A 26,794-nucleotide genomic window follows, 5' to 3' on the forward strand; every position below is an offset into this window, starting at 1 on the left:
TCGCTGATAACAACCTGAGCCACAACCACGTTCAGGGCACGCTGTTGCGGAGGACCATGTCCACCGAGATCGTCGAGATCGACCACACCATGCACCACCCGGCGCACGCGGTGTGGGAGCTCATCGGCGACCCCGTCCTCTACCCCCGGTTCGCCCGCGAGATCACCGCGTGCGAACCGGCGGGCACGGGCGTCCCCTCCGGCAAAGGCGCCCGCTACCGCGCCCGCTACGCCGCCACCCGCACCAGCGCCCCCGTCGCCGACGAGGTCACCGTCCTGGTGCACCGCCCCGGCGAACACCTCGTCCTCGTCGGCCCGCACTGGCAGGGCGGACACCTCAGCCTGCGCCTGACCCCCACCGACCGCGGCCGCGCCACCACCGTGCAGGTCGTGCTCTCCCTGCCCGAATCCCTCACCGCGGGCACCGCCCTGACCCCGGCCTGGCTGCGCAAGCGCGTCCGCCGCGCCCTCTCCCTCATCGCCGACCAGCTCGCCGGGCGCGCCGTCACCGTCTCACCCACCCGCATCGACGCCACCGCCCGCGGCGGCGGCTCGGTCTCGGCGCTGCGCGTGCTCACCCGCGCCGGGGTCATCAACCCCGCCCGCCCCGCCACCGTCGCCCGCCAACTGGCCACCGTCGCCCGCTGGGGCGCCACCCTGGCGGGCGGACTGCGCTCGGCGCTGCTCACCGACCCCACCGCCATCGCGCTCGTGGACGAACGCGGCCCCCGCACCTACACCGACCTCGACCGCCGCAGCACCCGCCTGGCCAACGCCCTCGCCGACCGCGGCGTGCGCGCCGGGCGCCGCGTCGCGGTCATGTGCCGCAACCACGCCGCCCTCCCCGAGGCCGCCATCGCCTGCGGCAAACTCGGCGCCGACGTCCTGCTGCTCAACACCGGCCTCTCCGCCGACCAGGTCGCCGACGTGGTCGAACGCCACCGCCCCGTCGCCCTGCTCGCCGACGACGAGTTCGCCCCCCTCTTCCACCACCTGCCCGACACCCTGCGCTACATCTCCACCTGGAGCGCCGCCGCGGGCGACCTCACCGTCGAGCACCTCATCGAACAGGGCGCCACCACACCGCTGCCCCCGCCGCGCACCCCCGGCCGCGTCATCGTCCTGACCTCCGGCACCACCGGCGTCCCCAAGGGCGCCCGCCGCCGCAACCCGCCCGGCCTGTCCGTGGCCGCCTCCGTGCTCTCCCGCATCCCGCTGCGCGCCGGCGAACGCATGCTCGTGGCCGCCCCCCTCTTCCACACCTGGGGCCTGGCCGCCCTGCAACTGTCCAACCCGCTGCGCGCCACCCTCGTCCTGCAGCGCCGCTTCGACGCCGAAGCCACCCTCGCCGCCATCGCCGAGCACCGCTGCACCAGCCTCATCGCCGTCCCCGTCATGCTCCAGCGCCTGCTCGACCTGCCCGCCCACGTCCGCGCCCGCTACGACACCTCCAGCCTGCGCGTGGTCGCCTCCAGCGGCTCCGCCCTGCCCGGCGCGCTCGTCACCGCCTTCATGGACACCTTCGGCGACATCCTCTACAACCTCTACGGCTCCACCGAGGTCTCCTGGGCCAGCATCGCCGACCCCGCCGACCTGCGCGCCGCCCCCACCACCGCGGGCCGCTGCCCGCTGGGCACCAAGGTCGGCATCCTCGACGCCCGCGGCCACCCCCAGCCCCCCGGCGTCGTCGGCCGCATCGCCGTGGCCAACGACATGCTCTTCGAGGGCTACACCGACGACACCACCTGCGAGATGCACGACGACCTCATGGTCACCGGCGACCGCGGCTACCTCGACGCCGACGGCCGCCTCTTCGTCTCCGGCCGCGACGACGACATGATCGTCTCCGGCGGCGAGAACGTCTTCCCCCGCCCGGTCGAAGACCTGCTCATGAGCATCGACGGCGTCCTGGACGCCGCCGTCGTCGGCGTGCACGACCCCGACTACGGACAGCGCTTCGCCGCCTTCGTCGCCCTCAAGCCCGGCGCCCGCCTGCACGCCACCGAGATCCGCGACTACGTCCACGCCCACCTGGAGCGCTACTCGGTGCCCCGCGACGTCGTCTTCGTCCCACACGTTCCCCGCAACGCCACCGGCAAGGTCGTCAAGGACCTGCTCACCGAGCAGGTCTGAGGGCAGGCCCGAGGGCAGGCCCCGAGGGCAGCTCTGACCCCGCCGGTTCACCGCCCCCACACGGCCTAGGCTTCCCCCGTGTCCGCTCCCGCCCTCCCCGACACCGCCGACCAGCCCCCGACGGCGCACCGCGCCCGCCTGCTGGTCCTCGCCCGCACCGCGGCCGCCCTCGCGGGCGGGTTCGCGGTGTTCCTGGCCTACCCGCCGCGCTCCACCTGGTGGCTGGCGCCCATCGGGTTCGCCGTCCTCGGCCTGCTGCTGCGCCACGCCAGGGCGCGCGCCGGGTTCGGCTACGGCTTCGTCTTCGGCATGGGCATGATGACCCCGCTGCTGGCCTGGACCGGCGAGTTCGTCGGCCTCGTCGCCTGGCTGCCGCTGGCCGCGGTGCAGGCGCTGCTGGTGGCGCTGTCGACCGCGGGCATCGCCGCCGTCGGCAGGCTCGCGGCCTGGCCGCTGTGGGCGGCGCTGGTGTGGGTGGCGGGGGAGTGGCTGCGCTCGGTGTTCCCCTTCGGCGGGTTCCCGTGGGGCAAGGTCGCCTTCAGCCAGCCCGAGGGCTGGTACCTGCCGCTGGCCGCCCTCGGCGGCACCCCGCTCATCGCCTTCGCCGTCACCCTCACCGGCTTCGCCGCCGCCACCCTCGCCCTGACCCGCCGCCCGCTGATCGCCCTGGCCGTGCTGGCGCCGCTGCTGGCGGGCCTGGCCTACCGGCCCCTGGTCGGCGTCGATGCCCAGGACGGCGAGATCACCGTCGCCGCCATCCAGGGCAACGTCCCCCGCGCGGGCCTGGACTTCAACTCCCAGCGCCGCGCCGTCCTGGACAACCACGTCCGCCGCACCGAGCAGCTGGCCGCCGACGTCGTCGCGGGCCGCGCCCCCCGGCCGGACCTGGTGATCTGGCCGGAGAACTCCTCCGACATCGACCCCTACCGCAACGCCGACGCCCGCGCCGCCATCGACCGCGCCGCCCGCGCGGTCGGCGTCCCGATCGCCGTGGGCGCGGTCCTGGTCGACCCCGACCGCCGCCCCCGCAACACCGTCATCCTGTGGACCCCGCAGGACGGCCCCATCGACGAGTACACCAAGCGCCAGCTGCAACCGTTCGGCGAGACGATGCCGATGCGCGAGTTCTTCCGCCTGTTCACCGACTACGTCGACCGCGCCAACAACTTCCGCGCCGGGACCGGCCCGCACATCTTCACCGTGCCCACCGGCGCCGGACAGGTCCGCCTGGCGGTCGCCACCTGCTACGAGGTCGCCTTCGACGACGTCGTCCGGGAGAACGTCGCCCTGGGCGCGAACCTGATGGCCGTTCCCACCAACAACGCCACCTTCGGCCGCACCGAGATGACCTACCAGCAGCTGGCCATGGACCGCGTCCGGGCCGTCGAGCACGGCCGCGCCGTCGTGGTCGCCGCCACCTCCGGGGTCTCGGCGATCGTCGCCCCGGACGGGTCGATCATGTCCTCCACTGGCATGTTCACCCCGGACGCGCTGGTCGAGCGCGTGCCGCTGCGCACGGCGACTACGATGGCGGACCGACTGGGTGCGTGGCCCGAGCGGGTCATGGCGGTGCTGGGGTTGGCCGCCGTCGCATTCGCCGCGGTGGCGGGTCGCCGATCCCGCCGTCCGCAGGCGCCCGGTGCCGACGCCGCCGAGGAGAGGACCTGACCCTATGGCCGAGCAGCTGCCCGATCACGGCCCGCTCGACCCCGTGCTGGTGGTGATCCCCACCTACAACGAGCGCGAGAACATCGGGCCGATCGTGGAGCGGCTGCACGGGGCCCTGCCCGCCGCCCACGTGCTGGTGGTCGACGACGGCAGCCCGGACGGCACCGGCGACATCGCCGACGCGATGGCCGCCGCCGACGAGCGCGTGCACGTGCTGCACCGCACCGAGAAGGCGGGCCTGGGCGCGGCCTACATCGCCGGGTTCACCTGGGCGCTGGAGCGCGAGTACGCCGTGGTGGTGGAGATGGACGCCGACGGCAGCCACGCCCCCGAGGACCTGCCGCGGCTGCTGGAGGCCCTCAAGGACGCCGACCTGGCGCTGGGCTCGCGCTACGTGCGCGGCGGCAAGACGGTGAACTGGCCGCTGAGCCGCCAGGTGCTCTCCCGCGGCGGCAACGTGTACTGCCAGCTGGCGCTGGGCACCCGGGTGCGTGACATCACCGGCGGCTACCGCGCGTTCCGCCGGGCGGTGCTGGAGAAGCTGAAGCTGCACAACGTGGCCTCGCAGGGCTACTGCTTCCAGGTCGACCTGGCGTGGCGCACCATCGAGGCAGGGTTCACCGTCCGCGAGGTGCCGATCACGTTCGTGGAGCGCGAGCGCGGCGAGTCGAAGATGAGCGGCAACATCGTGCGCGAGGCGCTGCTGCGGGTCACCAAGTGGGGCCTGCGCCGCCGCGGCACACAGGTCAAGGCGCTGCTCAAGCGCCGCTGAGAGACCCCGGACGGGTGTTCCGCTCCAGGTCCCGGAACCGGGGCACCCGTCCGGCCCCACCCTCCGCTGTCCGCGCGCGCGAGACGGCCGCCCGGCAGGGGGGTGGCCGGGCGGCCGTCGTCTGGGGTGGGGCGGTTGGTCAGGCGCTGCGGCTGCGGCGGCCCTTCAGCTCGGCGAGGCGCTCGGTGAGCAGCTCCTCCAGCTCCGGGATGGAGCGGCGCTCCAGCAGCATGTCCCAGTGGGTGCGCGGGGGCTTGGCCTTCTTCGGCTCCGGCTCGTTGCCGTCGAGCATCTTCGACTCCAGGCCGTGCAGGCGGCACTCCCAGATCGGGGGGATCTCGGCGTCGTCGGAGAAGGGCACTTCAAAGTCGTGGTCCTTGGGGCAGGCGTACCTGACCGTTCGGCGCGGGGCGAGGTCGTGGTTGCGGTCGGTCTCGTAGCTGACCGCCCCCAGCCGGCTACCACGAAGCACACGGTCGGCCATGGTGCGTCCTTTCACTCGGCCCGATGTACGGAGCCCGGGTCTTGCTCACCCTGTGCAACGACCGTAGCGGGTAGATGATTCCCGAGTACCCATCACCATCGCGCAGGGTGACAAGTTTCACCCGTCAACAACAGCATCCACCCTAGGGATGCCACCGCGCCGGGTCCATGACGCGTTATCGCACAAACGCCCGCCTGAGATCACCCCCCTGGGGGAGGTGGGTGACGGGACAGTTGCGATCACGCGAAGGACAATTGCCCCTGCACTTCGGGGGTCACCCCGAGGTCCCCCAGGCGATAGTGACGTCTGCACAACACTTGGTAACGCACCGTGGTGGCAGTGCTGGATTCACCGACATCACGCTGTGTGCCGGAGTCCTCCGGCACCGGGGCGGTGTCGGCGACGAGGACGGTGTCGCCGTCGCGCACGATGCGCCCGGCGGCCACCCGCGCGTTGAACCGGGCCGGGAGCCCGCACCAGCACAGCACCTCCACCTGCACCGGGCGCAGCTCGTCGGCCAGCTCCACCAGCCGCGCCGCCCCGGGGAACAGCACGCTGCGGAAGTCGGTGGCCAGGCCGAAGCAGTACACGTCGACCTGGTTGTCGTCGGCCAGCTCGGCCAGCTGGTCGACCTGGGCGGGTTCGAGGAACTGGGCCTCGTCGACGATCAGGTAGTCCACCCGCGCGCCGCCCGCCCACCGCTGCCGCACCAGCTCGCGCAGGTCGGTGCCTGCGTCCAGCTCCAGCGCCTGGCGGGTGATGCCGATACGGCTGGAGATGCGCGGCTGCCCGGAGCGATCGCGCGAGACCAGCCGCAGCCCTTGGCGGCCCTGCCGCGACTGGTTGTGGTCGACCTGCAGCGCCAGGGTCGACTTCCCGCAGTCCATCGGGCCGTAGTAGAAGCGCACCCGACCCACCGCGGGCAGCTCGCGCGGGGCGGGCGAGAGCGCGTCGGTGGGGTCGGCGTCGGGGCTGGTAGCGGTCACGGGCCCTGACCCTAGATCACAGCTTGTTCGGCACGGGGTTGCCCACCGCTTCGATGGCCCGCTTCACGGGCACGAAGTACAGCAGCACGAACCCGATGACGAAGAACGCGATGAGGGAGAGGATCGCGTAGCGGTAGGAGCCGGTGGAGCTGGCGGTGACGGCGAACAGCAGCGGCCCCAGCCACGAGGTGGCGCGCTCGCCGACCTCGTAGATGGAGTAGTACTGGGCCTGCTTGCCCGGCGGGATCATGTGCGAGAACAGCGACCGCGACAGCGCGTTCGTCCCGCCCAGCACCAGCCCGATGCCGCCCGCGAGGGCGTAGAACTGCAACTCCTGCCCGGCCTGCACGAAGTAGGCCAGGCACAGCACCACCACCCACACCAGCAGGCTGCCCATGATGGTGCGCTTCGTGCCGAACACCCGCGCCAGGCGCCCGTGCAGCACCCCGCCGATGAACGCCACGAACTGCACGATGAGGATCGTGGTGATCAGCACCTCGTCCTCGAACCTCAGCTCCTCGCTGCCGTACTGCGCCGACAGGTTCGCCACCGAGGCGATGCCGTCGGTGTAGATCAGGTAGGTGCCGAGGAAGGCCAGCGTCAGCGGGAAGCGGCGCGCGTCGCGCAGCGTGGAGCCCAGCTCCTTGAACCCGGCGGTGATGACCGATCCCTGTCGCGGCTCGGCGGCCGCTGCGGGCACGTGGTCGCGCAGCGCCCGCAGCGGGATCAGGGTGAACACCGCCCACCAGATCCCGGAGGTCAGGAACGCGATGCGCGCCGCTGTCCCGGCGTCCACGCCGAAGTTCTCGCCGAAGATCACCAGCACCAGCTGCAGCCCGAGCGCGATGCCGCCGCCGAGGTAGCCGAAGGCCCACCCGCGCGTGGACAGCGCGTCGCGCTCGTCGGCGGTGGCGATCTCGGGGATGAACGAGTAGTAGATGGCCACCGACGTGCCGTAGCCGATGTTGCCCAGCACGAACAGCAGCACGCCGAGTTCCCAGTTGGTGCCCGCCACCAGCCCGATCGCCATGGTGACCGCGGCCCCGCCGAAGGCGAAGGACCCCAGCATCGCCCGCTTGCGCGAGGACCGGTCGGCGATGGCCCCCACCACCGGCACCACCAGCACCTGGACGACGGTGGCGAAGGAGAGCAGGAACCCCCACAGCGACCCGGCGGCGAACTCCATCCCGAACAGGCTGATGTCGCAGTTGACCAGCTTGCTGGCCTGCCCTGCCGCGTCCACGCACGGCGTCGGCCCGTTGAGCGCGGTGTCGGCCAGCGCCGCGTCCCCGGCCACCGCGGTCAGGTAGAGCGACCCGAACACCGTGATCACCGAGGTGGGGAACACCGAGTTGGCGAAGTCGTACCAGATCCACCCCCGCTGCTCGCGCTTGCGCGCCACCGGGTCGGACGTCTCATCGACGATGCTCACTGGGCCCCTCCGCACGATCCCGCGCCGAGATCACCGCCCGGCACGCGGGGAGACTACTGGCCCGATCACCGACCGGCGGTGGCCAGGCGGTGGCCGAGTCCCAAACGTTGCACCCACCCGACCGGGTGACCCCTGAGGCGGGTGGTGCGGTTGTGAGCCCACCGTCCACTCCCTACGGTCACTGTCATGGCAGGTCAACGGCTGTGCACAAAGGATCACCCCCACCCGGTCGCCGACTGTCCACAGCCCCCCGCTTCCCCTGGCCCCACCCCCTCCCGCCGACACAACCTGGCGGCGGGGGGCCGGATACTCGCCACCACCCTCGCCCTGCTGCTGCTGCTGCTGCCCGCCACAGCCTCAGCCGACCCCGCGCCGGGGGACTGGTCGCGCCTGCGCATGTGCGAGTCGACCAACCGCTACCCGATCAACACCGGCAACGGCTACTACGGCGCCTACCAGTTCGACCTGCCCACCTGGCGCAGCGTCGGCGGCACCGGCTACCCCCACCAGGCCACCCCCGCCGAGCAGGACCACCGCGCCCTGTACCTCTACCGCATGCGCGGCTGGCAGCCCTGGACCTGCGCGGCCAAGCTCGGCCTGCGCCCGGACGCCGACGCCCGCAGCCGCCGCGTCCCCACCTACGCCGAATCCGCCTACATCGGCGGCGGCCCCCCGGCCCCGCAGGCACCGGGCGTCCCGCCCTGGCCCGGCGTGGTCTACGAGTACGGCGACTGCGCCCCCGCGCTGCGCACCTGGCAGCTGCGCATGAACACCCACGGCTACACCTTCCAGGGCAGCGGCTGCTACTACGCCGAGACCCGCACCGCCGTGCTGGCCCTACAGCGGGCCAACGGCATCCCCGACACCGGCCGACTCGGCCCCCGCACCTGGCGCGCCGCCTGGACCGGCAAGCGCCCCTGACCTGGCGAACCGCTCGGCCAGCAGCGCGAACGCCGCGACCAGCTCCACCGGTTCCACCACCTCGACCTCGGCGTCGAACCGCCCGAGCGAGGCCGCCAGCGCCACCCACGACCACGACCCCGCCACCAGCGAGCACCGCCTCGGCCCCAGCTCCTCGACCACTCCATCCCCGGCGAACGGCGCGACCCGCGCGGCGGGCAGCCCGAGCACCACCGTCCCCCGGCACGGCCACCCGCCGTCCGCCGACCCCCGGAACCTCCCGAGCACGAACGCCGCCACATCCCCGCCGGGCACCTCGCGCGGGACGAACCGCGGCCCGTTCGGCACCCGGAGGGCGAGCCGGTCCACGCGGAAGACCCGCCAGTCGCCGCGGTCGAGGTCGAACCCCACCAGGTACCAGCGCCCGCCCCGGCTGACCAGGTGGTGCGGCTGCACCCGCCGCGGCGGACCATCCGGGCCGCGGTAGTCCACGTGCAGCACCTCCCGGGCGCGCACCGCCTCCCCGATCGCCAGCAGCACCGCCCCGTCCACCGGCTCCTGGCGCCCGCCCACCGCGCTCACCCGCACGGCGTCGACGCGGTGGCGCAGCCGGGCGGGCAGCACCTGCCGCACGGTGGCCAGCGCCCGCGCCGACGCCTCCCCGAGCCCGCTGTCCCCCGAGGCGACCTGCAGGGCGACGGTCAGCGCGACGGCCTGCTCGTCGTCGAAGAGCAGCGGCGGCAGCTGCGCGCCCGCCCCGAGCCGGTAGCCGCCGTCGGGGCCCTTGGCCGCGGTGACGGGGTAGCCCAGCTCGCGCAGCCGGTCGACGTCGCGGCGCACCGTGCGCAGGCTGGTGCCCAACCGCTCGGCGAGCACCGTTCCCGGCCAGTCGCGGCGGCTCTGCAGCAGCGACAGCAGCGACAGCAGTCGGGAGGAGGTCTTCTGCATGCCCACCACCCTGCCCGAAGTAGGTGACACAACCTGGCACCTGCGGCTGTGAGAGTGGTCCTCACAAGCACAGAAGAAACGCGAGGTCATCCCATGGGCATCACCACCGCAGTGCACCTGAACTTCCGCGACCAGGCGCGCGCCGCGCTGGAGTTCTACCGCTGCGTTTTCGGCGGCCACCTCGCCGCGTTCACCTACGCCCAGGCGAACAACGTGCGCCACCCCGCCGACGCCGAGCGCATCACCTGGGGCGAGGTTCGCGCCGACAACGGCTTCCATGTCATGGCCTACGACGTCCGCGAGGACCAGACCCTCGACCCGGGCGAGCGCGCGTTCTTCGTCTCCGTGCGCGGCGCCGACGCCGAGGAGGTCACCGGCTACTGGAAGGGCCTGTCCGAGGGCGCCACCATCGTCGAGGACCTCGCCCCGGCGGGCTGGTCGCCCCTCTACGGCATGCTCACCGACCGCTTCGGCGTCACCTGGGTCCTCGACGTCGCCGCCTGAGCACGCGTGCCGGGCCGCCGCACCCCCCTCGGCGGCCCGGCAGCGCCGGTCCGGGCACCCCCCTCTGGGCACCCCCGTCAGAGCACCGCCGCCAGCTCCTCGGCGTCGAGTTCGATCCCCAACTCCACCAGCAGCTCACCCAGCTCCCCGGCCGCGACCTCCCGGGTCTCCACCTCACCACTGGAATGGCGCACCGTCAGCTCCCGCCCCAGCAGCGTCGTGGCCATCCCCGGCTCCAGCCGCTTGACGATCAGCCGCCGCACGAACGGCGACTCCGCACCCGAGGCGGTGTAGTGGTGGGCCACCTCCACATCGATCTGGCGCAGCGCCCCCGCCTCCTCGAACTCGTGCTCGGCGCTCCACCCGTCCTGACCCCGCCGAGTCAGCACCCACCGCCCGTCGCCGAGGGCCACCATCCGCGTCATCCACCCCGCCTGGTCGACCTCGACCCCGTCGACCAGCGGCACCGGCGACCACATGCTCGCCCCGAACCCCACATCGGCCAGCTGCGGGCCCTCATCGGTGTCGACCAGCAGCATCATGTGCGTGCGCGCCCCCGACCCCTGCGGGTGCACCCGCGCCAACCGCCGCCGCACCACATACCCCGAGCGCTCCAGCACCGCGGCGAACAGCGTCGCATGCTCGAAGCAGTAGCCGCCCCGCCGACGCCCCACCAGCTTCTCGGCCACCGCCGCCAACCGCACCCCCGGGTGCCCGCCGGTGAGCACGTCGACGTTCTCGAACGGGATCGCCGCGACGTGGGCTGCGTGCAGGGAGCGCAACGCCGCCGCCGTCGGCTCGGCGACCTCCGGGTGGTCCACCCGGGTGTGATAGGCGGCCAGGTCCAGCCCGTCGACGCCCCAGTCGGTCGCGGCGTCGGGGTCGTAGTCCAGATCAGTCGCAGTCGTGGTCACCGCTCCACTGGAGCACCTCCAGCGCGCTGGAGGTCAAGCCCGCGCCCACAGCCCCCGTTCGACCAGCACGTCCTTGAGCACCTGCGGCTGGTCGGTCATCAGCCCGTCCACCCCCAGATCCAGCAGCCGGTGCATCTCGGTCGCCTCGTCGATGGTCCACACGTGCACCTCGCCGCCGCGGCGGCGCGCCGCGGCCAGCAGCCTGGCGTCGACCACGGTCAGCCTGCCGTGGCGCACCGGCACCTGCGCCAGCGGCGGCCGTCTCGGCGAGCGCCCGAACGGCCACGCGGGCAGCCTGCCCGAGGCCCAGAACCCGGCCAGCGCCCGCATGCCCATCGACGTCAGCACCGCGGGCCCGGCCAGCCTGCGCACCCGCGCCAGCCGCGCCTCGGAGAAGGAGGCCACGCACACCCGCCCCGCCGCGCCCGTGCGCGCCAGCACCGCCAGCAGCGGCTGCACCGCGGCGTCGGACTTCACGTCGATGTTGAGGTAGGCGTCGGGCAGCTCCTCCAGCAGGTCCTCCAGCCGCGACACCGGCTCCCGCCCGCCGACGCGCGCCCGCCGCACCGTCGACCACGGCAGCGCCGCCACCTGCCCGGCGGAGTCGGTGGTGCGCTCCAGGGTCGGGTCGTGGTGCACCACCACCACCCCGTCGCTGGTGGCGTGCACATCGGTCTCCAGGTACTGGTAGCCCTCGGCCACCGCCCGCCGGAACGCCGAGAGCGAGTTCTCCATGCCGACCGCCACGCCGTCGCAATGCCAGCCGCGGTGCACGAACGCCCGCGGGTACGGGCCGGTCAGGAAGCCATGTGTGGGCACCCGCTGAGTGTGCCCCAACGGCGTGGCGTCGCGGTGCACCTGAGGTGGCCGGATAGCGTCGCGGCCATGGTGGCAGTCAACACACGCCGGGTGCGGCACTGCGGCTGGTGCGGCTCGGGGCTGCCCGACGCGGCCGCGTCGGGCCGTCCGCGCCGCTACTGCGGGCAGGCCTGCCGCCAGCGCGCCTACGAGCGCCGCGGCGTCGTGCAGCGCGGCGGCCTGCCGGAGGACGCTGTCGTCCTGTCCGCCTCCGAGGTCTCCGACCTGCAGGATCGCCTCTTCGCGCTGCGCTGCGCCGCGGAGGATGTGGTCACCGCCGTGCGCGACGGCGCGACCCGCGACGAGCTGGCCGCGCTGGCCGCCGAGATCGAGTTTGCCGCCAAAGCCGCCGAGCGCCTTCGCTGAGCACTCCCCGCCCGCTACCCTACGTGCCCATGTCCCCACAGAAACGGGTGAGGGTGACGGGGTGACCGACGACCACGCCGCCGCGACGGCGATTCTCGCCGCGACCGACACCGCCTACGCGCTCACCGACGAGCATGGCCGGGTGCTGTGGGTGAACCCGGCGATGGCCGCGCTGCTCGGCCTCGGCGCCGCCCAGGCGGTCGGCCGCGACCTCACCGCCCTGCTCGCAGGCAGCCCCGACGAACCCACCACCGCCGACCCGGCCACAGACCCGGCCTCCGACTCGGCCACCGACCCGGCCACCGACACCGCCATGGGCGCGGTCGTGCCCATGCCCGGCCCCGACGGCTACCGCTGGCTGGAGGTGCGCTGCACCGAAGCGGGCGACGGCACCCTGCTCTACCGCGCCGTGGACGTCACCCACTGGCGGGCCCGGGAACTGGAGGCGGGCGGACTCGCCGCCCGCCAGGACGAGCTGCTGCGCCTGGTCGACGAGGACCCGCTGACCAAGCTGCCCAACCGCCGCGCCCTGACCCGCGAGCTGGAGCGCCAGCTGGCCCTGGGCGCGCGCGGGGCGTTCCTGCTGCTGGACCTCGACCACTTCAAGGACGTCAACGACCTGCACGGGCATCCCACCGGCGACAAGGTCATGTGCGTGCTGGCCTCGCTGCTGCGCGACCGCATCGGCTCACGCCAGGTCCTCGGTCGCCTCTCCGGCGACGAGTTCGCCGCCGTGCTGCCCGGCACCGACGAGCGCGCCGCCGTCGCCGTGGCCGACCGCCTGCGCGACGCCATCGCCAACGTCCCCCTCACCGGCCTGGCCGGGGCCGGGCGCATCACCGTCAGCATCGGCATCGCCCCCTTCGACTCCGGCGTCTCCTGGCAGGAGGTCCTGGCCAACGCCGACATGGCCCTCTACGCCTCCAAAGCCGCGGGCCGCAACCGCGCCACCGTCTACGAGCAGGGCCACTACCAGGACACCGCGCTGCGGGTCACCGTCATCGAACGCGTCCGCGCCGCCCTCAAGCACGGCGGATTCGCCCTGCACGCCATGCCCATGGTGAAGCTGACCAGCGGCCGCGTCATCGGCCACGAGCTGCTGCTGCGCTTGGAGGACGGCCGCGAACCCACCCTGGGCCCGGGGGAGTTCCTGCTGGCCGCCGAACGCAGCGACCTGGTCTGCGAGATCGACCGCTGGGTGGCGGGCAAGGCCATCGAGACCCTGGTCGAGCACCCCTACCCGGGGCTGCGGTTCAACGTCAACGTCTCCGGCCGCACCCTGGAGGACGAGGACTTCGGCGACTTCGTCCTGGACCGCCTCACCGCGGCGGGCGTGGCACCCGGCCGCCTCGGCTTCGAGATCACCGAGACGGCCGCGGTCACCAACCTCGACGCCGCCCGCAGCCTGGCCCAGCAGCTGCGCGCCTCCGGCTGCCGCATCACCCTGGACGACTTCGGCTCCGGCTTCGGCTCCTTCGTCCACCTCAAGGAACTGCCCATCACCGGCCTGAAGATCGACGGCGAGTTCATCCACGGCATCGACTACGGCAGCCGCGACACCGTCCTGGTGCAGGGCCTGGTCGAGATCGCCCGCGGCCTGGGCCTGTCAGTGGTCGCCGAGTGGGTCGAGCGCGCCTCCCAGGTCGAGGCGCTCTCCCGCCTCGGGGTGCGCGTCGCCCAGGGCTTCCACCTCGGCAAACCCGAACCGCTCGCCGAGCTGCTCGCCCGCCCCCAGGGCACCTGGATGCGCCGCCCCACCCTCATGCAGGACCTGCAGACCCTGGAGACCTGAGCACAGCGAACGGCCCCGCCCGGATGTCCCGGGCGGGGCCGTCGCGCGTCACGGTTCACAGCGCGCTCGGCGCCGCCCCCCACTCGCGATCACTACGGATAGCAAACACAACGATCCCCCATTCGTGACTGCGCCGCGCACCCCCTGGCATCCGAACCAGGCCAATCGCCCAATCCAGTGCGGCACGTGACAATTCTACCGCGAACCGCCACCCATTTGCCGCTCCTCGGACTCACCCGCCAACACATCACCGACCAGGTCCACCGCGCTGCGCCCCGGGTCCCGGGCGGCGCTGTTGTACACCTGCTCGGTGGTGTCGATGCTCGTGTGCCCCACATCCGCCTGCACGTGCACCACCTGCGCCCCGGCCTCCACCGCCGCGGTCACGTAGAAGTGCCGCAGCGCGTGCGGGTGCATCGCCTCGGCCACCTCCAGCAGCGACTCCTCACCCGAGGCCGCCAGCCTGCGCAGCAGCTGCCACACCGCCTGCCGCTGAAACCGCGCCCCCGACCGCGTCCGCAGCAGCGGCACGTCGGCTGACACCCGCTCCCGCCGCGCCGGCAGCGACCCGCCCACCGCGTCGAGGACCCGCAGGTACCGCGACACCGAGGACTCGGCCAGCGCGTGCAGGTACACGATCCGCGTCTTGCCGCCCTTGCCCCGCACCCGCAGCGCCCGCCTGCCCCGGGTCACGTGCAGGTCCCCGCGGTCGAGGCCGCAGATCTCCCCGACCCGCAGCCCCAGGGTGAACAGCGCCACCACCGCCGAGGCCCGCGCCAGGTCCACCGGCCCGGCTCCGCGCCGCGGCGTTCCCGCCGCCTCGTGCAGCGCCCGCACCTGCGCCGCGGTCAGCGACACCGTGCCGCTGGCGCTGCCCGCCGGGACCACCAGCCCCAGCCTGCGCCGGTCCAGCGCCGCCGGGTTGCCCGCCGCCAGGCCGACCTCGGCGAGGTGGCCGTAGAGCGCCTTCACCGTCGCCAGCATCCGGTCGCGGGTGGCCACCGCCGCCCCCGCGTCGGCCAGCGCCGCCAGCCACGCCTTGACGTGCATCGACCGCGCCGAGCACGGGTCCACCCCGGCCGATGCGCACCAGCGCAGCCAGTGCAGCGCCCGCAGCTTGCCGCGCGGTGCGGGCGGCGGGCCGCCGCGCCGGGCGGGCGCGACGCCGAGCACCGCGGCGTAGCGGGCGGTCGCCTCGGCCCACCCCGGCGGGCGGTCGGCGTGCCAGTCGCTCAGGTCCGCGGCGCTGACCGGCAGGCCGAGCCCTTCGGCGTAGGTGCGGCGGGTGCCGGGGTTGCCGTAGGAGGCCAGCCACTCCGCGATCGCCCCCAGCAGCGTCACCGGGTCGGCGACCCCCGGCCAGGGACCGGAATCCGAGAGCCCGGGGGAGGACAAGGGGGCGAGGTCATCCACGCGCCGACCCTAGCGCCGCTCAGCGCGGGTGGTCGCGACGGTGGTGGGGGCGGCTCCCGCCAGAGTCCGGCGGTATGCGAAGACCGCCGGTATCACCTGATTCTGGGTCCTTGCCCCGCGAAATCGCCGGGTTTGCGCCGTGGAACGTCCCCGCAGACCACTTCGCTACAAAAGGTCCATTTTGTAGCGTAGTTAAGTTAGAGGTTTAGTAACTTGAACCACTGGTTGCGGTTACGAAACTCAAACCCTAGTCTGGCGAGGTGATCGAGGCGCTGACCGACAAGACCCCCGGACTCTGCGGCTTCACCCGATGCCGAGCCCCCCTCCCTGGCCCAGGACCCCGCGGCGGCCGCCCCCCGGAGTTCTGCCCCGAACGCGAGTGGCCCGGCGGCCGCACCTGCCGCCAGCTCGCCGCCGCCGAAGACGCCCTGCGCTCCCTCGGCGACGACACCCCCACCCCCGGCGCCCTCACCGCCGCCGCCACCGTCCTCACCGACACCGTCGACCGCGTCCTGGACCCCCTGCGCGAACTCCTGCTCACCACCCAGGAACTGCGCGCCACCGCCACCACCGAACTCGCCGCCGCCGACGCCCGCGTCACCACCGCCGACGACACCGCCCGCACCGAACGCACCCTGCGCGCCCAGGCCGACCAGCGCGCCGACACTGCCGAAGCCGCCGCCGCCCAAGCCCGCCACGACGCCGACGCCGCCCGCGCCGAGACCGCCGAAGCCCTCCACACCCGCGACGACGCCCTCGACCGCCTCCGCGCCGCCGAGAACGCCCGCACCCGAGCCGAACGCACCCTCGCCGCCGCCCAAGCCACCGCCACCACCGAAGCCGACCACGCCCGCCACGCCCTCAACGAAGCCCGCACCGAACGCGACAAAGCCGCCGCCCTGCGCACCGAACTGGCCACCACCACCGAACAGCTCACCGCCGCCCGCGCCCACCACCACACCCTCACCGCGGACCTGACCGACTTCCGCGCCCAACTCGCCGCCACCACCACCGACCTCGCCGCCGCCCAAGCAGAACTCCGCACCCTCCACGCCGAACTGAGCACCGCTCACACCGACGCGGCCACCACCACCGCCACCCTCGCGAGCACCCGAGCAGACCTCACCGCCGCCCACACCGAACTCACCGCACTCCGCGCCGAGCAGACCACCACCCGCACCCGCCTCGACGAGGCCACCCGCGACCTCACCGCCGCCCGCACCCACACCGCCACCCTCACCGCCGAACTCGCCGAACTCCGCGCCACCACCACCGCCGCCCAGAACGAAGCCGACCTGCACCGCACCCACGCCCACGACGCCCGCGACACCGCCACCCACCTGCGCACCGACCTGGCCCGAGCCCACAGCGACACCGACCGCCTCCGCGCCCGGCTCGACACCCTCACCGCCGACACGACCACCCTGCTCACCGCCCTGCGCGCCGACCCCCAGACCAGCCCACGCCTGCCCGACCTGCTCCCACCCGGCCTCCTGTAGCCACCACCCTCCCCGGCCGGCACAGAACACCGACGCTCTCGCCGCCAGTGGCCACGCAGCGGATCACCCTCCTGGCCACTGTCTTCGGCCCGGCGGCACCGGCGACATGACACCGCGCCCGCCCACCACAGCGGCGGACGGGCGCAGGGGACAGGCAGCTCAGCGGACCCGGTCATCCACCATCGCCAGCTCCCCGAACTCCCCGGTCGACCGTGTAGGGGAGCACCCAGCTCATGTTGACGACCCCCGCCGCCGGTTCCGCTCACTCATGGTGTGCTCCTTGAATCGAAGGAGCCGCCGCCAAGGCGTCCGTCGGGCAGGACGGGGGAGACCCGGTAGACCAGACGCTCGTGGGGGAGCCCCTCCAGGACCTCGCCCTCCGCGCGGCCCACCACCACATCGGAGCCGTCCACGTCCTCGACGTCGCGGAACTCCTGCATGATCCGCCCGCCCGGCCACCCCTGGAACACCAGCTCGGAGACCCGCAGGTCCCGCGGCGCCCACCACCGCGCCAGCAGCGACGCCAAGGTCAGGTGCCGCCACACCAGCTCGGCCGAGGCGGACAGCGACCGGGAGAACCGGAACTCCCGCCCGTCGGCCCACCCGGCCTCGTCGGCGGCAAGGCGCTCGGCCCGCAGGTCGACCAGGCGCCACCGGGCGGGGTCGGCCAGCGCGGCAGGGGACAGTGTCAGGTCCGCTCGTAGCTCAGCACCACCATCCCGCTCGGCAGCGCCCTGGAGTCCACCAGCGAAAACGCCACCGGCGAGAACCCCGCCCGAAACAGCGGTACCCCGTCACCGGCCACCACCGGATACACCTTGAGCACCAGCGCGTCGACCTCGCCCAGCAGCTCCCCGGCCAGCTGCCCACCGCCCGCCAGGTAGATGTCACGCCCTTCCTGCGCCTTCAACTCCCGCACCAGCGCCACCACGTCACCGGCGACGACCTCCACCGCCGGGTCCAGGCCCGCTCCCAGGCTCCGCGACGCCACGATCTGCCGCAGATGCGCGTACGGGCTCGTGATCCCCACGTCCAGCGCCGGTTGATAGGTCGCCCGCCCCTGAATGCACACGTCGAAGCGTCGATTGGGGGAGTCCACCCCCAGTTGCGCCCGCACGTGCGTCGGCAGCGCGTCCGGATACTCCTGCACGATGAACCCCACCACGTCGTCGGTCACCGGCAGGAAGTCCACCTCCCCGTCAGGCCCGGAGATGAACCCGTCGATCGACATCCCCACGTAGTAGACGAGCTTGCGCACGCCAACCCCCCTCCGTCGTAGTACTATGCCTGTAGTGCTCAGAACGTAGTACTACACCTGAAGTGGTGTCAATCGAGGAGAACCGTGCGCAACAACGCCGAACGCCGCAACACCCTGCTCGACGCCGCCATCACCGTCCTCGCCCAGCACGGCGCCCGCGGCCTCACCTACCGCGCCATCGACACCCAAGCCGCCGTCCCCCCAGGCACCGCCACCAACTACTTCCCCAACCGCGACGACCTCCTCACCCAAGTCGCCCACCGCGTCTACGAACACTTCACCCCCGACGACACCACCATGGCCGCCATGCACGACGGCCCCCGCGACCGCACCAAACTCGCCCACCTCATGCACGACCTCGCCACCCGCGTCACCGCCTACCCCGACGGCCACCTCGCCCTCGTCGAACTCCGCCTCGAAGCCACCCGCCGCCCCCACCTGCGCACCCTGCTCACCCACCGCATCCGCGCCGACGTCGACACCAACATCGCCCACCACACCGACTCCGGCCTCCCCGGCGACGCCACCACCGTCGAACTGCTCTACCTCGCCATCAACTGGCTCATCCTCGAAACCCTCACCCTCCCCGACCTCTTCCCCGACCGCGACACCCTCATCGCCGCCCTGGTCGACCGCCTCACCGACACCCACACCTGACACCCCACGCGCCCCGCTCGGCCACTCCCGCACTACCTCCGGCCTCCCGGCGACACCCCCGCCCACCCGCCGACACCGGTACCGAACCGCCCGCTTCCGCCACCAATCGCCGAACCCCGCGGCCTCCCACCCGCCACAACACCGAACGCACCCGCGCGCCCAAGCCCGACCATCGCGCCGACACCGCCCTGCACCATCCCTGCGCCCAGGACACCCACTCCCGACACCGCGAACCCCCTCCACACCAGCGCTCAACGCCCCGCCACCAGCGCGAACACCGTCCACGCCGCCATCACCACCCCGACAACGACAACCCCGACTCAAACCGCCGCAGCACCCCCGACACCGGATCACGGAACTCCAGCACCCGCGCCAACAACTGCAACGGCACCGAGAAGTCGTCCACCGCCCGCTCCCGCACCACCGGATACAAGTCATCACCCACGATCGGCGCACCCAACCCCGCCATGTGCACCCGCAGCTGATGCGTCCGCCCCGTCTCCGGCACCAACCCGAACAACCCCACCTCCCCCCGGCGCTCCACCGACACCACCCGCGTCACCGCGTTCGCCACCCCCGCCACCTCCCGCGCCGCACGAACCCCCCGCTCCTTCACGATCCGACTCCGCACCACCGTCCCCACCCCAGGCCACCCACCCGACACCCGCCCCACCGCCGAGTACTCCTTGACCACCTCCCGCCGCGCGAACAACCCCTGATACAACCCGCGCGCCTCCGGCCGCACCACGAACACCAGCAGCCCCGCCGTCAACCGGTCCAGCCGGTGCGCGGGAGCCAACGACTCGATCCCCGTCACCCGACGCGCCCGCACCAGCGCCGTCTCCGCCACATGCGACCCCCGCGGGATCGTCGCCAGGAAATGCGGCTTGTCCACCACCACCAGATCCTCGTCCTGGAACACCACCGACAACGGGAACGGCACCGCCACCTCCACCGGCAACTCCCGGTAGAACCACACCGACCCACCCCGCACGAACGGCGCGTCCACCGCCAGCGGCCCCGACTCCGACCACACCCCGCCCGAGGCGAACAGCTCATCCACCCGCGCCACCGGCACCGGCAACCGCTCCACCAGGTGATCCCGCACCGTCGCCCACGCATCCGACACCGGCAGCCGCACCCGCACCGCGTCAACCCCGTCGCGCTGCGGCAACGGCGAGCGCACCTTCCGACGCACCTACTCCTCCACCAACTCCGACAACACCCGATACGTCCGGTTCGACGCCGCCGCCGCCCGACGCTGCGCCCCCGTCGCCTCAATGTAGTTCTGACTCGTCGCCAACGACGCGTGCCCCAACAGCGCCATGATCTCCACCGCGTTCGCCCCGTCCTCGGCCAACCGCGTCGCGAACGTGTGCCGCAACGCGTGCAGGTTCGCCCCCGCGGGCACCCGATCCCGCACCCCCGCCCCGGCGAAACACGCCTTCACCAGGTAATCCAGCGCCCCCCGCCCGATCCCCGCCCCATCCGACCCCAACAACAGCGGCGACTCCGGCCCGAACGACACCCCGGGGAACCGCCGCCCGCACGACTCCAGATACGCCCCGATCACCCGCTCCAGCGGCGCCTCGATCGGAATCGACCGCTCCCGGCTCGCCTTCCCCTTCACGAACAGCCGCTGCTCACCGGCCCGCCCCACCACCGACGAGCGCCGCAGCGCCCGCAGCTCCGCCGACCGCAACCCGGCCACCAGTCCCAGCGCCACCACCGCCAGATCCCGCTCCGGCCACGGCTTGCGCGCCCGCCGCGCCCCCGAGGCCACCGCCGACAGCAACGCCTCCGGCGTCCCCTCACCACGCAGCGGCTTGGGGGACAGGGGAGTGGGCCGCGGTCGCCCCACCGCCCCCATCGGATTGCCCGCCAGCAGACCGTCGGCCACGCAGAACTGGAAGAACTGGTTCCACGTCGACCACGCCCGCGCCACCGAGCTGCGCGCGTGGTCGTCGGCGAACGACCCGAACGCCGCCCGCAGCGCACCCGCCGCGACGTCTTCCAGCGCGACGTCCTCCACCGCCGTGCCCAGCTCCCCGGCCAGCCGCCTGTTCACCCCAGCCAGATCCCGTCGGTAGGCGGCAGTCGTGTTGGGGGAGTCCTTGCGCGGCTTGCGCGCCACGAAGAACGCCTCCTGCGCGTCGATCAACTTCACGACACCTGGATACCGCGCCCCACCGACAACCCGGAAACCCGTTCGCCCGAACAACCCCCACCTGCCACCATCGGGTCATGCCCGAGCTGCGCCTGCCCGCACCGGAACTGGAGGCCTCCTTCGCCGAGGCGATGGCCGAGTTCGCCGCCGAGGGCCGAGGCGGCCCCGATGACGGCTCCGCGATCGGCCGCGACCTGCGGGCGGGCATCTGGCGCACCAACTTTCCCTCCTATGTGGACGAACTGCTCGCCGACCGGGACCCGGCCACCACCCGCTGGGTCCCGTGCACGACCTGGTGGTGGTGCGCGGGGGAGACCTATCTGGGGCGCATCGCCCTGCGCCACCGGCTCACCGACGACCTGCGCCGCCGCGGCGGCCACATCGGCTACGACGTGCGCTCTTCCGCGCGCGGACGCGGCCACGCCAGCGCCATGCTCGCCGCCGTCCTCCCGCACGCCGCCGCAGTCGGTGTCGACTTGGCGCTCGTCACCGTCGACGACACCAACGCCGCCTCCCGGGCGGTCGTCGTCCGCAACGGCGGTGTCCCGGTCGGTATCCACGGCCGCACAGTGCACTACGCGGTCCCCACGTACGCGATATCCCGTCACCAGTTACATGCATAATGACGGTTATGCATGATTCGGCTGGCTGAGGCCGACGTCCGATCACCCTGGGGGCTAACGTCACGGTGACGATTCCCTGGGTGGTGCATGGGCGCGCACTCGGGGACCGGGGCGCCCTCTTAGGCCTTCTTCGGAGGCCTCGCGCCGTGGCTCGCGCGCTTCCGGAGGCGCGTCGCCCCGCGTGACGAACGACGGCGCGCATCAGTGCATGGCGACGCCACAGGTCCCGATGTCAGTTGATCAACCCTTCCGGGTCGATCTCCGCAGGTCGCCGTAAGTTCGATAATCGACATTATGTTAAGTAGATGGTTCTGACGCCCACCCCCGCTACGGTGCCCGCATGAGCGACAGACGATGGCCGCGGACGCGCGCGACGGACGAACTACGCCTGCAGGTCGAGTTCCTGGACTTCCTGCGCCGCACCGCCGTCGCCAAGGTCGCCGGACTCGACCCGGCCCTCGCCGCGACCGCGCCCGTCCCGACATCGCCCCGGATGACCGCCCTCGGTGTCATCAAGCACCTGACGGCCGTCGAGCGCTACTGGCTGTCGATCGCCTGTGCGGGCTCGGCGCTGCCGTCCCTGTGGGCCGGTGACCCCGATCCGTCGTGGGACCTGACGGAATCGGACACTCCGGACACGGTCCTCGCCGCCTACGAACACGAGTGGTTCAACTCCGCCGAGGCCTTGGCGACGGTCTCCCCCGGCGACATCGCCGCCGACGGCGAGCGGACGGTCCGCTGGGTCCTGGCCCACGTCGTTCAGGAGACCGCCCGGCACGTCGGGCACCTCGACTTCCTGCGCGAGCTGGCCGACGGCGAGGTCGGCGAGTAGGAGCCGGCTTCCACTCCCCCGTCGCTGTCCGGGATGGACGGTCACCGCTCCCCCGCGCGCCGGGTTATCGGCGCAGGGCGATGAGGAAGCCGTCCCAGCCTTTGCGGCCGACGGTTTGCAGTGTGGTGGCGTGGACGCGCTCCTCGGTGGCGACGACGTCGATGAGGGCGCGGGTGCCGGTGACGTTGGGGTCGGTGTCGTGGGGGTTGGTGACGGCGCCTGCGCGGACGACGTTGTCGACGACGATGAGGCCGCCGGGGACGACGAGTTCGACGGCGAGGCGGAAGTAGTCGGCGCTGTGCTGTTTGTCGGCGTCGATGAAGGCGAAGCCGAAGCCGCCGGTGAGGCTGGGCAGGATGTCGAGTGCGGGGCCGGTGCGGATGTCGACGTTGGTGTGGCCTGCCTGGTGGAGGTTGGCGCGGGCGGTGTCGGCGTGGTGGGGGTTGATCTCGATGGTGATGACGGTGCCCGCGGGGCCGACGGCGTCGGCGAGCCAGGCGGTGCTGTAGCCGCCGAGGGTGCCGACTTCCAGGACGCGGCGGGCGCCGCAGGCGCGGACCAGGAGGGCGAGGAGTTTGCCCTGGTTGGGTGCGACGTCGATGTCGGGCAGGTGCGCGGCGGTGTTGGCGGCGCGGATGTGGGCGAGGGCGGGGTGGGGGTGCAGGAGTGCGGCGTCGAAGTAGTTGTCGACGGCGGTGTGGTCCTCGTGCGCCATCGCCTCAATGTAGCTGCGTTGGGCGGTTGGGCCCAGGATCAGGCAACTCTGCCGAGGACGGCTCGGCCGGCGTCGGTGACGGCGACGGGGGCGTCGTGGGAGCCGATGCCGCGGCCGATGGCGACCCAGCCTCGGCGTTCGGCGAGCATGAGGACTTCGCCCTCCCATTGGGGGACGCGGCCGGCGGCGGTGCCGTCGGGGTCGGCCCAGACGAAGCCCGCGGGGCCTCCCCAGAGGCCGTTGTGGAAGAGGACGTCGCCTTCGGCGACGTGGGTTAACGCGATGTCGACGCCTTTCATGTCGACCACCTCCGGGGGGTCTGGTGACTCGTGTCACACCCGGTTGTACCAGTGGTGGCTGACGTTTCGGTGATCCAGGCGGTCAGGTCAGCACGGACGCGTGCTTTGACGTCGTCGGGGGCGAAGGAGCTGTCGATGGCGGTGGTGGCGATGGCGGCGATGGTGTGGTCGTCCCAGTGGTAGTGATCGCGCAGGCGGGTGTATTCGGCGGTGAGGGTGGTGCCGAGGACGTCGGGGATGTCGAGGTTGATGGAGAGGGGGATGCCCGCGTCGATGAGGCGGGGCAGGGGGTGCTGGTCGAGGTGGGTGATGGAGCGCAGGGCGAGGTTGGAGGAGGCGCAGACTTCGACGGCGGCGCCGTGCTCGCGCAGCAGGTGCAGGGTGGGGGTGTCGGTGGTGGTGGCGTGGCCGATGCGGTCGGCGGCGCCGAGGGTGAGGGCTTCGGCGATGGAGTGGGGTCCGGTCATCTCGCCCGCGTGGTGGACCATGCGCAGGCCTGCGGCGCGGGCGTCGGCGAGGAGGGTGGCGAAGGGGGCGATGGGGTGGGCTTCGTCGCCTGCGACGCCGATGGCGACGACGGTGTCGGGGTGCCGCAGCGCGGTGTCGATCATGGTGGCGAGGCGGGTGGTGGGTCGTCGGCGGGAGTGGTCGAGGATGAGGCGGGCGGTGATGTCGTGCTGGTTGGCCTCGAGTGCGGCGATGACGGCGGGCAGGACGTCGGCGCCGAGGCGTTCGGTGTGGGAGCCGGAGGAGAGGGTGAGTTCGGCGTAGCGGATGCCGTCGGCGGCGGCGTCGGCGAGGTATTCGCTGGTGATGCGGGTGAAGTCCTCGGGGTGGCGCAGGCAGGAGCGGACGAGGGTGCCGCGGTCGGCGAAGGCCCGGAAGCCTGGGTAGCCCTCGGGTGGGACTGAGGGGATGGTGATGTGGTGGCGTTGTGCGAGGTCGGTGAGGGTGTGGGGGCGGATGGTGCTTTCGAGGTGGACGTGGAGGTGGGCTTTGGGGAGGGTGTGAAGGTCGCGCACTCCCCCACTCAAGCGGATGGGCGGTGGTGTGCGCGAAGCGGTTTCGTGGCAACCTTTCGGGTGTGAGGCGGGTCAAGGACATGACGTACCCCGATCGGGAGGTTCCCGCCGTGCCGTTGCGCTTTCCTCAAGGGCGTTCGCGCCATCTGTCGGTTTCGGGTGAGCGGCACGGGACGGTGTTGACGATCACGGCGGCCGGGCACATCGATCTGGCGACGGAGGCGCCGTGGCACGAGCGGCTGATGGAGGCGGCGACGAGCCCGGAGCACACGACGCATCTGGTGGTGGATCTGACTGCGGTGACGCATTTGAGCTGGGCGAGCACGGCGGCGTTGGTGCGGGCGCATCACGCGTGCGTGGGTCGGGGTCGGGCGTTGCATGTGCGGGCGGGTGGGGCGATTCTGACGGGGTTGCGGTTGACGCGGCTGGATGACACGTTGACGATCACGCCCGCGGCGCAGGTGACGCGGAGTGTGGCGCGCTACAACTGCAGTGAGTGGTTGATCGCTTAGTCACCGCAGTTGGGTCGGGGCGTCAGGTGGGCTGGTCGAAGCGCACGCGTGCGGATTCCAGTCCGCGCGCCGCTGCCACTGTGTCCGCTTCGGTTTCCACCGCGGTGCGTACTCGCGCGGGTGTCGTGTCGAACATGGTCACCGTGATGTCCAGGCGCTTGCCGCTGACCTTCGGCCGCCACATTCCGGCGATCTCTGCGCCTGCGAGTACCGCTCCCGGGTTGCCGATGATCCGCCACACCTGTTTGCGCCGCTGGGGGTCCGGGACGAGGAGTTCGCGGTCGCGGCCTTGCAGCAGCGGGTCCATCGGGGGCAGCAGCCGCACGATCTCGGTGGCGTCGGGGGCGTCGAGGAGTTCGGCGATGTCGGGTTCGGGCAGGAATGTGTCTCGTCCGTGCACGCGCACGGTGACCAGGTGTGCGGGCCACATCGTTTTCTTGACCACGGTGTGGGTGGTGTCGAGGTAGCCCGCCAGGTCGCCGGGTGTGGCTGGGCCGTGTACGGCGAGGTAGTCGGCCACCAGGTCACCGGCCGCTGTCTCGGGGAGGTCGTGGCGGTTTGGCAGTGGTGCCAGGCGGGCGGGTCGTCCGCTGAGCACTTCCACGCCCGCGGCGATGCCCGCGGCTTGGAACACGCTGCCGAATACGTGCCGACAGGCGCAGGGCGCGCAGTCGGCGGAGTAGGCGGGTGGCAGGGCCGCGGTCATCTCGGTGCTGGCCTGTGCGCGGGGTATCTCCTCGCGCACCACGTGGCGCAGTGCCGCGGCGGCGCGGGCGAACGCCGCCAGCGGCGCGATGTGGGCGGCTCGCAGTGATCGGGTGAACGGGGTTCCCAGTCGTGCGGCGGCGTCGGCGTCGTTGTGCGGGTAGAGGCGGGCGGCGTGGGTGGGCAGTTCGGCGCGCCGCAGCAGGTGGGGTGCGCCGCGCTGGGCCCACACGAGTGCCAGCCCGGGGTCGTGCAGCGTGGCCCCGGTGGGCAGGCGTGCCGCCAGGGCCACGCGGTGGGAGCCTGCGAGGGCTTCCTGCACGCCGAGGTCGAGCACTCGCAGCGCGGTGAGGGTGCTGGTGTCGCGGTGCAGTCCGTGGCGGGCGATCCGCCATGCCATCACCTGTTCGCGGGGTATGTCGGCGCCGGGCATGCCAGTGCTCTCTCAGTCGATGCGGGTCACCACGTGTTCGGTCACTGGTGCCGGGGCGGCGTCGCAGCTGACGGGGCGGGCCTGTCGGTGGTGTTCGGTGACGGTCACCCGCCAGGCTCGGCCGTCGGTGTGGGCGACCGCGATGTGCCAGCCGTCCTCTTCGCGCACGGGGGCGCGCACGTGCAGGGCGTCGGGGTCGAGGGTGTTGGTCAGTTGTCGTACGGCGAGGTCGGCGACCTGTGCGGGTGGGGGGTAGGTGGAGCGGCCGCGGCAGCGTTCTCGCACTACTCCGGTCTCGGTGAGGATGGTTGCCCCTAGTGCTGTGTCCACGCGGGCGTAGGCGTAGCCGGTGGGCAGCAGCAGTGCGGTGGGCGCGAAGCGGTGGCCGCCCAGGTGCGTGGCTTCCCACACGAGGTCGTGGTCGTGGGTGTCGGCGAGTTCTTGGGCCAGTGGTCGGCCGGCGACGGCGCAGCAGACGTCGCGGCGGCCGTTGGTGCACACCAGCAGCAGGCGCTGGTCGACGGCGCCGCCGAAGCCGGCTGGGCTGCCTGCTCCTGCTGCGGTGAAGTCCAGGTCCAGTAGCAGTTTCGGGTCGGCGAGCAGCGCGGCGCGCAGGAAGGAGCGGCCGGGGGCGGTGTGGGCGAGGTAGACCCGCCGCAGTGCGGGGAGCCGCCGGTCGGGGTGTCTGCCGGGGCGTCGGATCAGGACGATCCGCACGCCGGTGCCTGTGGCGCGGGCGGCCAGTTCCGCGCCCAGTCCCCTGTCCAGGTGTGACTGGGTCAGCGCGTCGGGGCCCCAGGGGCCGGGTTGTTCCAGGCACAGCCAGGTGGCCGCCACCGCGGCGGTGCCTGCGGGGGGCTCTCCTGCGGCGCCGGAGAGCGCCGAGCACGAACTCACCGCAAC

Annotated in this window: 28 protein-coding genes; 12 read left to right on the forward strand and 16 right to left on the reverse strand. The window is 72.7% G+C overall.

The genetic code is table 11. The annotated features are described in order from the left end of the window. The first annotated feature begins 56 nt into the window (after positions 1-56). From ACFPM7_RS14965 to ACFPM7_RS14975, 3 genes are all read left to right on the forward strand, one after another. Positions 57-2,132 carry an AMP-binding protein gene (locus tag ACFPM7_RS14965; RefSeq protein WP_378248211.1) on the forward strand — a complete coding sequence of 692 codons (2,076 nt, stop codon included), beginning with the start codon at positions 57-59 and terminating at the stop codon, positions 2,130-2,132. A gap of 78 nt (positions 2,133-2,210) precedes the next feature. Next, positions 2,211-3,800 (forward strand): apolipoprotein N-acyltransferase, encoded by a 1,590-nt coding sequence (gene lnt / locus ACFPM7_RS14970; protein WP_378248212.1) that lies wholly within the window; start codon positions 2,211-2,213, stop codon positions 3,798-3,800. A 4-nt stretch (positions 3,801-3,804) separates the two neighbouring features. Further along, positions 3,805-4,572 (forward strand): polyprenol monophosphomannose synthase, encoded by a 768-nt coding sequence (locus tag ACFPM7_RS14975; protein ID WP_378248213.1) that lies wholly within the window; start codon positions 3,805-3,807, stop codon positions 4,570-4,572. Positions 4,573-4,711: 139 nt separating this feature from the next. Here ACFPM7_RS14975 and ACFPM7_RS14980 read toward each other — a convergent pair whose 3' ends face one another. From ACFPM7_RS14980 to ACFPM7_RS14990, 3 genes are all read right to left on the reverse strand, one after another. Further along, positions 4,712-5,056 (reverse strand): RNA polymerase-binding protein RbpA, encoded by a 345-nt coding sequence (locus ACFPM7_RS14980; protein WP_378248214.1) that lies wholly within the window; start codon positions 5,054-5,056, stop codon positions 4,712-4,714. A gap of 239 nt (positions 5,057-5,295) precedes the next feature. Then, positions 5,296-6,042 carry a thymidine kinase gene (locus ACFPM7_RS14985; RefSeq protein WP_378248215.1) on the reverse strand — a complete coding sequence of 249 codons (747 nt, stop codon included), beginning with the start codon at positions 6,040-6,042 and terminating at the stop codon, positions 5,296-5,298. 16 nt (positions 6,043-6,058) lie between these two features. Then, a complete protein-coding gene (locus ACFPM7_RS14990; RefSeq protein ID WP_378248216.1) occupies positions 6,059-7,474 on the reverse strand; it encodes an MFS transporter in 1,416 nt (471 codons plus the stop codon). 186 nt (positions 7,475-7,660) lie between these two features. Between ACFPM7_RS14990 and ACFPM7_RS14995 the strand changes: the two genes are divergently transcribed. Continuing rightward, positions 7,661-8,395: a transglycosylase family protein gene (locus ACFPM7_RS14995; RefSeq protein ID WP_378248217.1), complete on the forward strand. Its 735-nt coding sequence runs from the start codon at positions 7,661-7,663 to the stop codon at positions 8,393-8,395. Here ACFPM7_RS14995 and ACFPM7_RS15000 read toward each other — a convergent pair. Then, positions 8,312-9,322 (reverse strand): helix-turn-helix transcriptional regulator, encoded by a 1,011-nt coding sequence (locus tag ACFPM7_RS15000; protein WP_378248218.1) that lies wholly within the window; start codon positions 9,320-9,322, stop codon positions 8,312-8,314. The genes ACFPM7_RS14995 and ACFPM7_RS15000 overlap by 84 nt on opposite strands. Before the next feature lie 93 nt (positions 9,323-9,415). Between ACFPM7_RS15000 and ACFPM7_RS15005 the strand changes: the two genes are divergently transcribed. Then, a complete protein-coding gene (locus ACFPM7_RS15005) occupies positions 9,416-9,826 on the forward strand; it encodes a VOC family protein (protein ID WP_378248219.1) in 411 nt (136 codons plus the stop codon). Between the two features lie 77 nt (positions 9,827-9,903). Here the strand turns inward: ACFPM7_RS15005 and ACFPM7_RS15010 are convergent, their stop codons facing one another. Together ACFPM7_RS15010 and ACFPM7_RS15015 are read right to left on the reverse strand one after the other, a co-directional pair. Continuing rightward, entirely contained in the window at positions 9,904-10,740 is an 837-nt protein-coding gene (locus ACFPM7_RS15010; RefSeq protein WP_378248220.1) for an arylamine N-acetyltransferase family protein, read from the reverse strand. A gap of 33 nt (positions 10,741-10,773) precedes the next feature. Next, positions 10,774-11,559, reverse strand: a complete 786-nt coding sequence (locus tag ACFPM7_RS15015; RefSeq protein ID WP_378248221.1) for a glycerophosphodiester phosphodiesterase family protein — start codon at positions 11,557-11,559, stop codon at positions 10,774-10,776. Between the two features lie 66 nt (positions 11,560-11,625). On the opposite strand from ACFPM7_RS15015, the gene ACFPM7_RS15020 reads away from it, so the two are divergent. Both ACFPM7_RS15020 and ACFPM7_RS15025 read left to right on the forward strand, forming a co-directional pair. After that, on the forward strand, positions 11,626-11,964 hold the full coding sequence (locus tag ACFPM7_RS15020) for a hypothetical protein (RefSeq protein WP_378248222.1): 339 nt from the start codon (positions 11,626-11,628) through the stop codon (positions 11,962-11,964). Between the two features lie 61 nt (positions 11,965-12,025). Continuing rightward, the gene (locus ACFPM7_RS15025) at positions 12,026-13,756 is read left to right on the forward strand and encodes a putative bifunctional diguanylate cyclase/phosphodiesterase (protein ID WP_378248223.1); all 1,731 of its coding nucleotides are present in this window, start codon (positions 12,026-12,028) and stop codon (positions 13,754-13,756) included. Positions 13,757-13,951: 195 nt separating this feature from the next. On the opposite strand, the gene ACFPM7_RS15030 is transcribed toward ACFPM7_RS15025, so the two are convergent. Next, complete coding sequence (locus ACFPM7_RS15030) at positions 13,952-15,169, reverse strand: tyrosine-type recombinase/integrase (RefSeq protein ID WP_378248224.1); 1,218 nt, start codon at positions 15,167-15,169, stop codon at positions 13,952-13,954. A 260-nt stretch (positions 15,170-15,429) separates the two neighbouring features. Here ACFPM7_RS15030 and ACFPM7_RS15035 point away from each other — a divergent pair, with 260 nt between their 5' ends. Then, positions 15,430-16,668: a coiled-coil domain-containing protein gene (locus tag ACFPM7_RS15035; RefSeq protein WP_378248225.1), complete on the forward strand. Its 1,239-nt coding sequence runs from the start codon at positions 15,430-15,432 to the stop codon at positions 16,666-16,668. A 266-nt stretch (positions 16,669-16,934) separates the two neighbouring features. Here the strand turns inward: ACFPM7_RS15035 and ACFPM7_RS15040 are convergent, their stop codons facing one another. Then, entirely contained in the window at positions 16,935-17,213 is a 279-nt protein-coding gene (locus tag ACFPM7_RS15040) for an SRPBCC family protein (protein ID WP_378248226.1), read from the reverse strand. A gap of 143 nt (positions 17,214-17,356) precedes the next feature. Beyond that, positions 17,357-17,926, reverse strand: coding sequence for a dihydrofolate reductase family protein (locus tag ACFPM7_RS15045; protein ID WP_378248227.1), 570 nt, complete (start codon positions 17,924-17,926; stop codon positions 17,357-17,359). 84 nt (positions 17,927-18,010) lie between these two features. Here ACFPM7_RS15045 and ACFPM7_RS15050 point away from each other — a divergent pair, with 84 nt between their 5' ends. After that, a complete protein-coding gene (locus ACFPM7_RS15050) occupies positions 18,011-18,583 on the forward strand; it encodes a TetR/AcrR family transcriptional regulator (protein ID WP_378248228.1) in 573 nt (190 codons plus the stop codon). 292 nt (positions 18,584-18,875) lie between these two features. Here ACFPM7_RS15050 and ACFPM7_RS15055 read toward each other — a convergent pair whose 3' ends face one another. Both ACFPM7_RS15055 and ACFPM7_RS15060 read right to left on the reverse strand, forming a co-directional pair. Beyond that, positions 18,876-19,757, reverse strand: coding sequence for a pseudouridine synthase (locus ACFPM7_RS15055; RefSeq protein ID WP_378248229.1), 882 nt, complete (start codon positions 19,755-19,757; stop codon positions 18,876-18,878). Positions 19,758-19,781: 24 nt separating this feature from the next. Next, positions 19,782-20,750: a tyrosine-type recombinase/integrase gene (locus ACFPM7_RS15060; RefSeq protein WP_378248230.1), complete on the reverse strand. Its 969-nt coding sequence runs from the start codon at positions 20,748-20,750 to the stop codon at positions 19,782-19,784. Positions 20,751-20,827: 77 nt separating this feature from the next. Between ACFPM7_RS15060 and ACFPM7_RS15065 the strand changes: the two genes are divergently transcribed. Then, positions 20,828-21,373 carry a GNAT family N-acetyltransferase gene (locus ACFPM7_RS15065; protein ID WP_378248231.1) on the forward strand — a complete coding sequence of 182 codons (546 nt, stop codon included), beginning with the start codon at positions 20,828-20,830 and terminating at the stop codon, positions 21,371-21,373. 340 nt (positions 21,374-21,713) lie between these two features. Next, positions 21,714-22,205 (forward strand): DinB family protein, encoded by a 492-nt coding sequence (locus tag ACFPM7_RS15070; RefSeq protein WP_378248232.1) that lies wholly within the window; start codon positions 21,714-21,716, stop codon positions 22,203-22,205. A gap of 64 nt (positions 22,206-22,269) precedes the next feature. Here the strand turns inward: ACFPM7_RS15070 and ACFPM7_RS15075 are convergent, their stop codons facing one another. The 3 genes from ACFPM7_RS15075 to add are packed head-to-tail and all read right to left on the reverse strand — an operon-like array spanning position 22,270 to position 24,241. Further along, positions 22,270-22,920, reverse strand: a complete 651-nt coding sequence (locus ACFPM7_RS15075) for an O-methyltransferase (protein ID WP_378248233.1) — start codon at positions 22,918-22,920, stop codon at positions 22,270-22,272. A 38-nt stretch (positions 22,921-22,958) separates the two neighbouring features. Then, positions 22,959-23,219: a hypothetical protein gene (locus ACFPM7_RS15080; protein ID WP_378248234.1), complete on the reverse strand. Its 261-nt coding sequence runs from the start codon at positions 23,217-23,219 to the stop codon at positions 22,959-22,961. Beyond that, complete coding sequence (gene add, locus ACFPM7_RS15085) at positions 23,216-24,241, reverse strand: adenosine deaminase (RefSeq protein ID WP_378248235.1); 1,026 nt, start codon at positions 24,239-24,241, stop codon at positions 23,216-23,218. Before add ends, ACFPM7_RS15080 begins: the two co-directional genes overlap by 4 nt. Before the next feature lie 62 nt (positions 24,242-24,303). Here add and ACFPM7_RS15090 point away from each other — a divergent pair, with 62 nt between their 5' ends. Next, on the forward strand, positions 24,304-24,753 hold the full coding sequence (locus tag ACFPM7_RS15090; protein WP_378248236.1) for an STAS domain-containing protein: 450 nt from the start codon (positions 24,304-24,306) through the stop codon (positions 24,751-24,753). A 22-nt stretch (positions 24,754-24,775) separates the two neighbouring features. On the opposite strand, the gene ACFPM7_RS15095 is transcribed toward ACFPM7_RS15090, so the two are convergent. Both ACFPM7_RS15095 and ACFPM7_RS15100 read right to left on the reverse strand, forming a co-directional pair. Then, positions 24,776-25,891 (reverse strand): DNA glycosylase AlkZ-like family protein, encoded by a 1,116-nt coding sequence (locus ACFPM7_RS15095; RefSeq protein ID WP_378248237.1) that lies wholly within the window; start codon positions 25,889-25,891, stop codon positions 24,776-24,778. A 12-nt stretch (positions 25,892-25,903) separates the two neighbouring features. Continuing rightward, positions 25,904-26,788: a sucrase ferredoxin gene (locus tag ACFPM7_RS15100; RefSeq protein ID WP_378248238.1), complete on the reverse strand. Its 885-nt coding sequence runs from the start codon at positions 26,786-26,788 to the stop codon at positions 25,904-25,906. Positions 26,789-26,794: the final 6 nt, after the last annotated feature.

Origin of the sequence: Actinokineospora guangxiensis, assembly GCF_042657845.1 — a bacterium.
GTDB lineage: Bacteria > Actinomycetota > Actinomycetes > Mycobacteriales > Pseudonocardiaceae > Actinokineospora > Actinokineospora guangxiensis.

Excerpts from the sequence above, each read along its gene's own strand:
- ACFPM7_RS15095 (WP_378248237.1), bottom strand. The coding sequence starts at position 25,891 with ATGCCCGGCGCCGACATACCCCGCGAACAGGTGATGGCATGGCGGATC.
- ACFPM7_RS14995 (WP_378248217.1), top strand. The coding sequence starts at position 7,661 with ATGGCAGGTCAACGGCTGTGCACAAAGGATCACCCCCACCCGGTCGCC.
- ACFPM7_RS15080 (WP_378248234.1), bottom strand. The coding sequence starts at position 23,219 with ATGAAAGGCGTCGACATCGCGTTAACCCACGTCGCCGAAGGCGACGTC.
- ACFPM7_RS15000 (WP_378248218.1), bottom strand. The coding sequence starts at position 9,322 with ATGCAGAAGACCTCCTCCCGACTGCTGTCGCTGCTGTCGCTGCTGCAG.
- ACFPM7_RS15075 (WP_378248233.1), bottom strand. The coding sequence starts at position 22,920 with ATGGCGCACGAGGACCACACCGCCGTCGACAACTACTTCGACGCCGCA.
- ACFPM7_RS14965 (WP_378248211.1), top strand. The coding sequence starts at position 57 with ATGTCCACCGAGATCGTCGAGATCGACCACACCATGCACCACCCGGCG.
- ACFPM7_RS14975 (WP_378248213.1), top strand. The coding sequence starts at position 3,805 with ATGGCCGAGCAGCTGCCCGATCACGGCCCGCTCGACCCCGTGCTGGTG.
- ACFPM7_RS15070 (WP_378248232.1), top strand. The coding sequence starts at position 21,714 with ATGAGCGACAGACGATGGCCGCGGACGCGCGCGACGGACGAACTACGC.
- ACFPM7_RS15020 (WP_378248222.1), top strand. The coding sequence starts at position 11,626 with ATGGTGGCAGTCAACACACGCCGGGTGCGGCACTGCGGCTGGTGCGGC.
- ACFPM7_RS15065 (WP_378248231.1), top strand. The coding sequence starts at position 20,828 with ATGCCCGAGCTGCGCCTGCCCGCACCGGAACTGGAGGCCTCCTTCGCC.
- ACFPM7_RS15005 (WP_378248219.1), top strand. The coding sequence starts at position 9,416 with ATGGGCATCACCACCGCAGTGCACCTGAACTTCCGCGACCAGGCGCGC.
- ACFPM7_RS14980 (WP_378248214.1), bottom strand. The coding sequence starts at position 5,056 with ATGGCCGACCGTGTGCTTCGTGGTAGCCGGCTGGGGGCGGTCAGCTAC.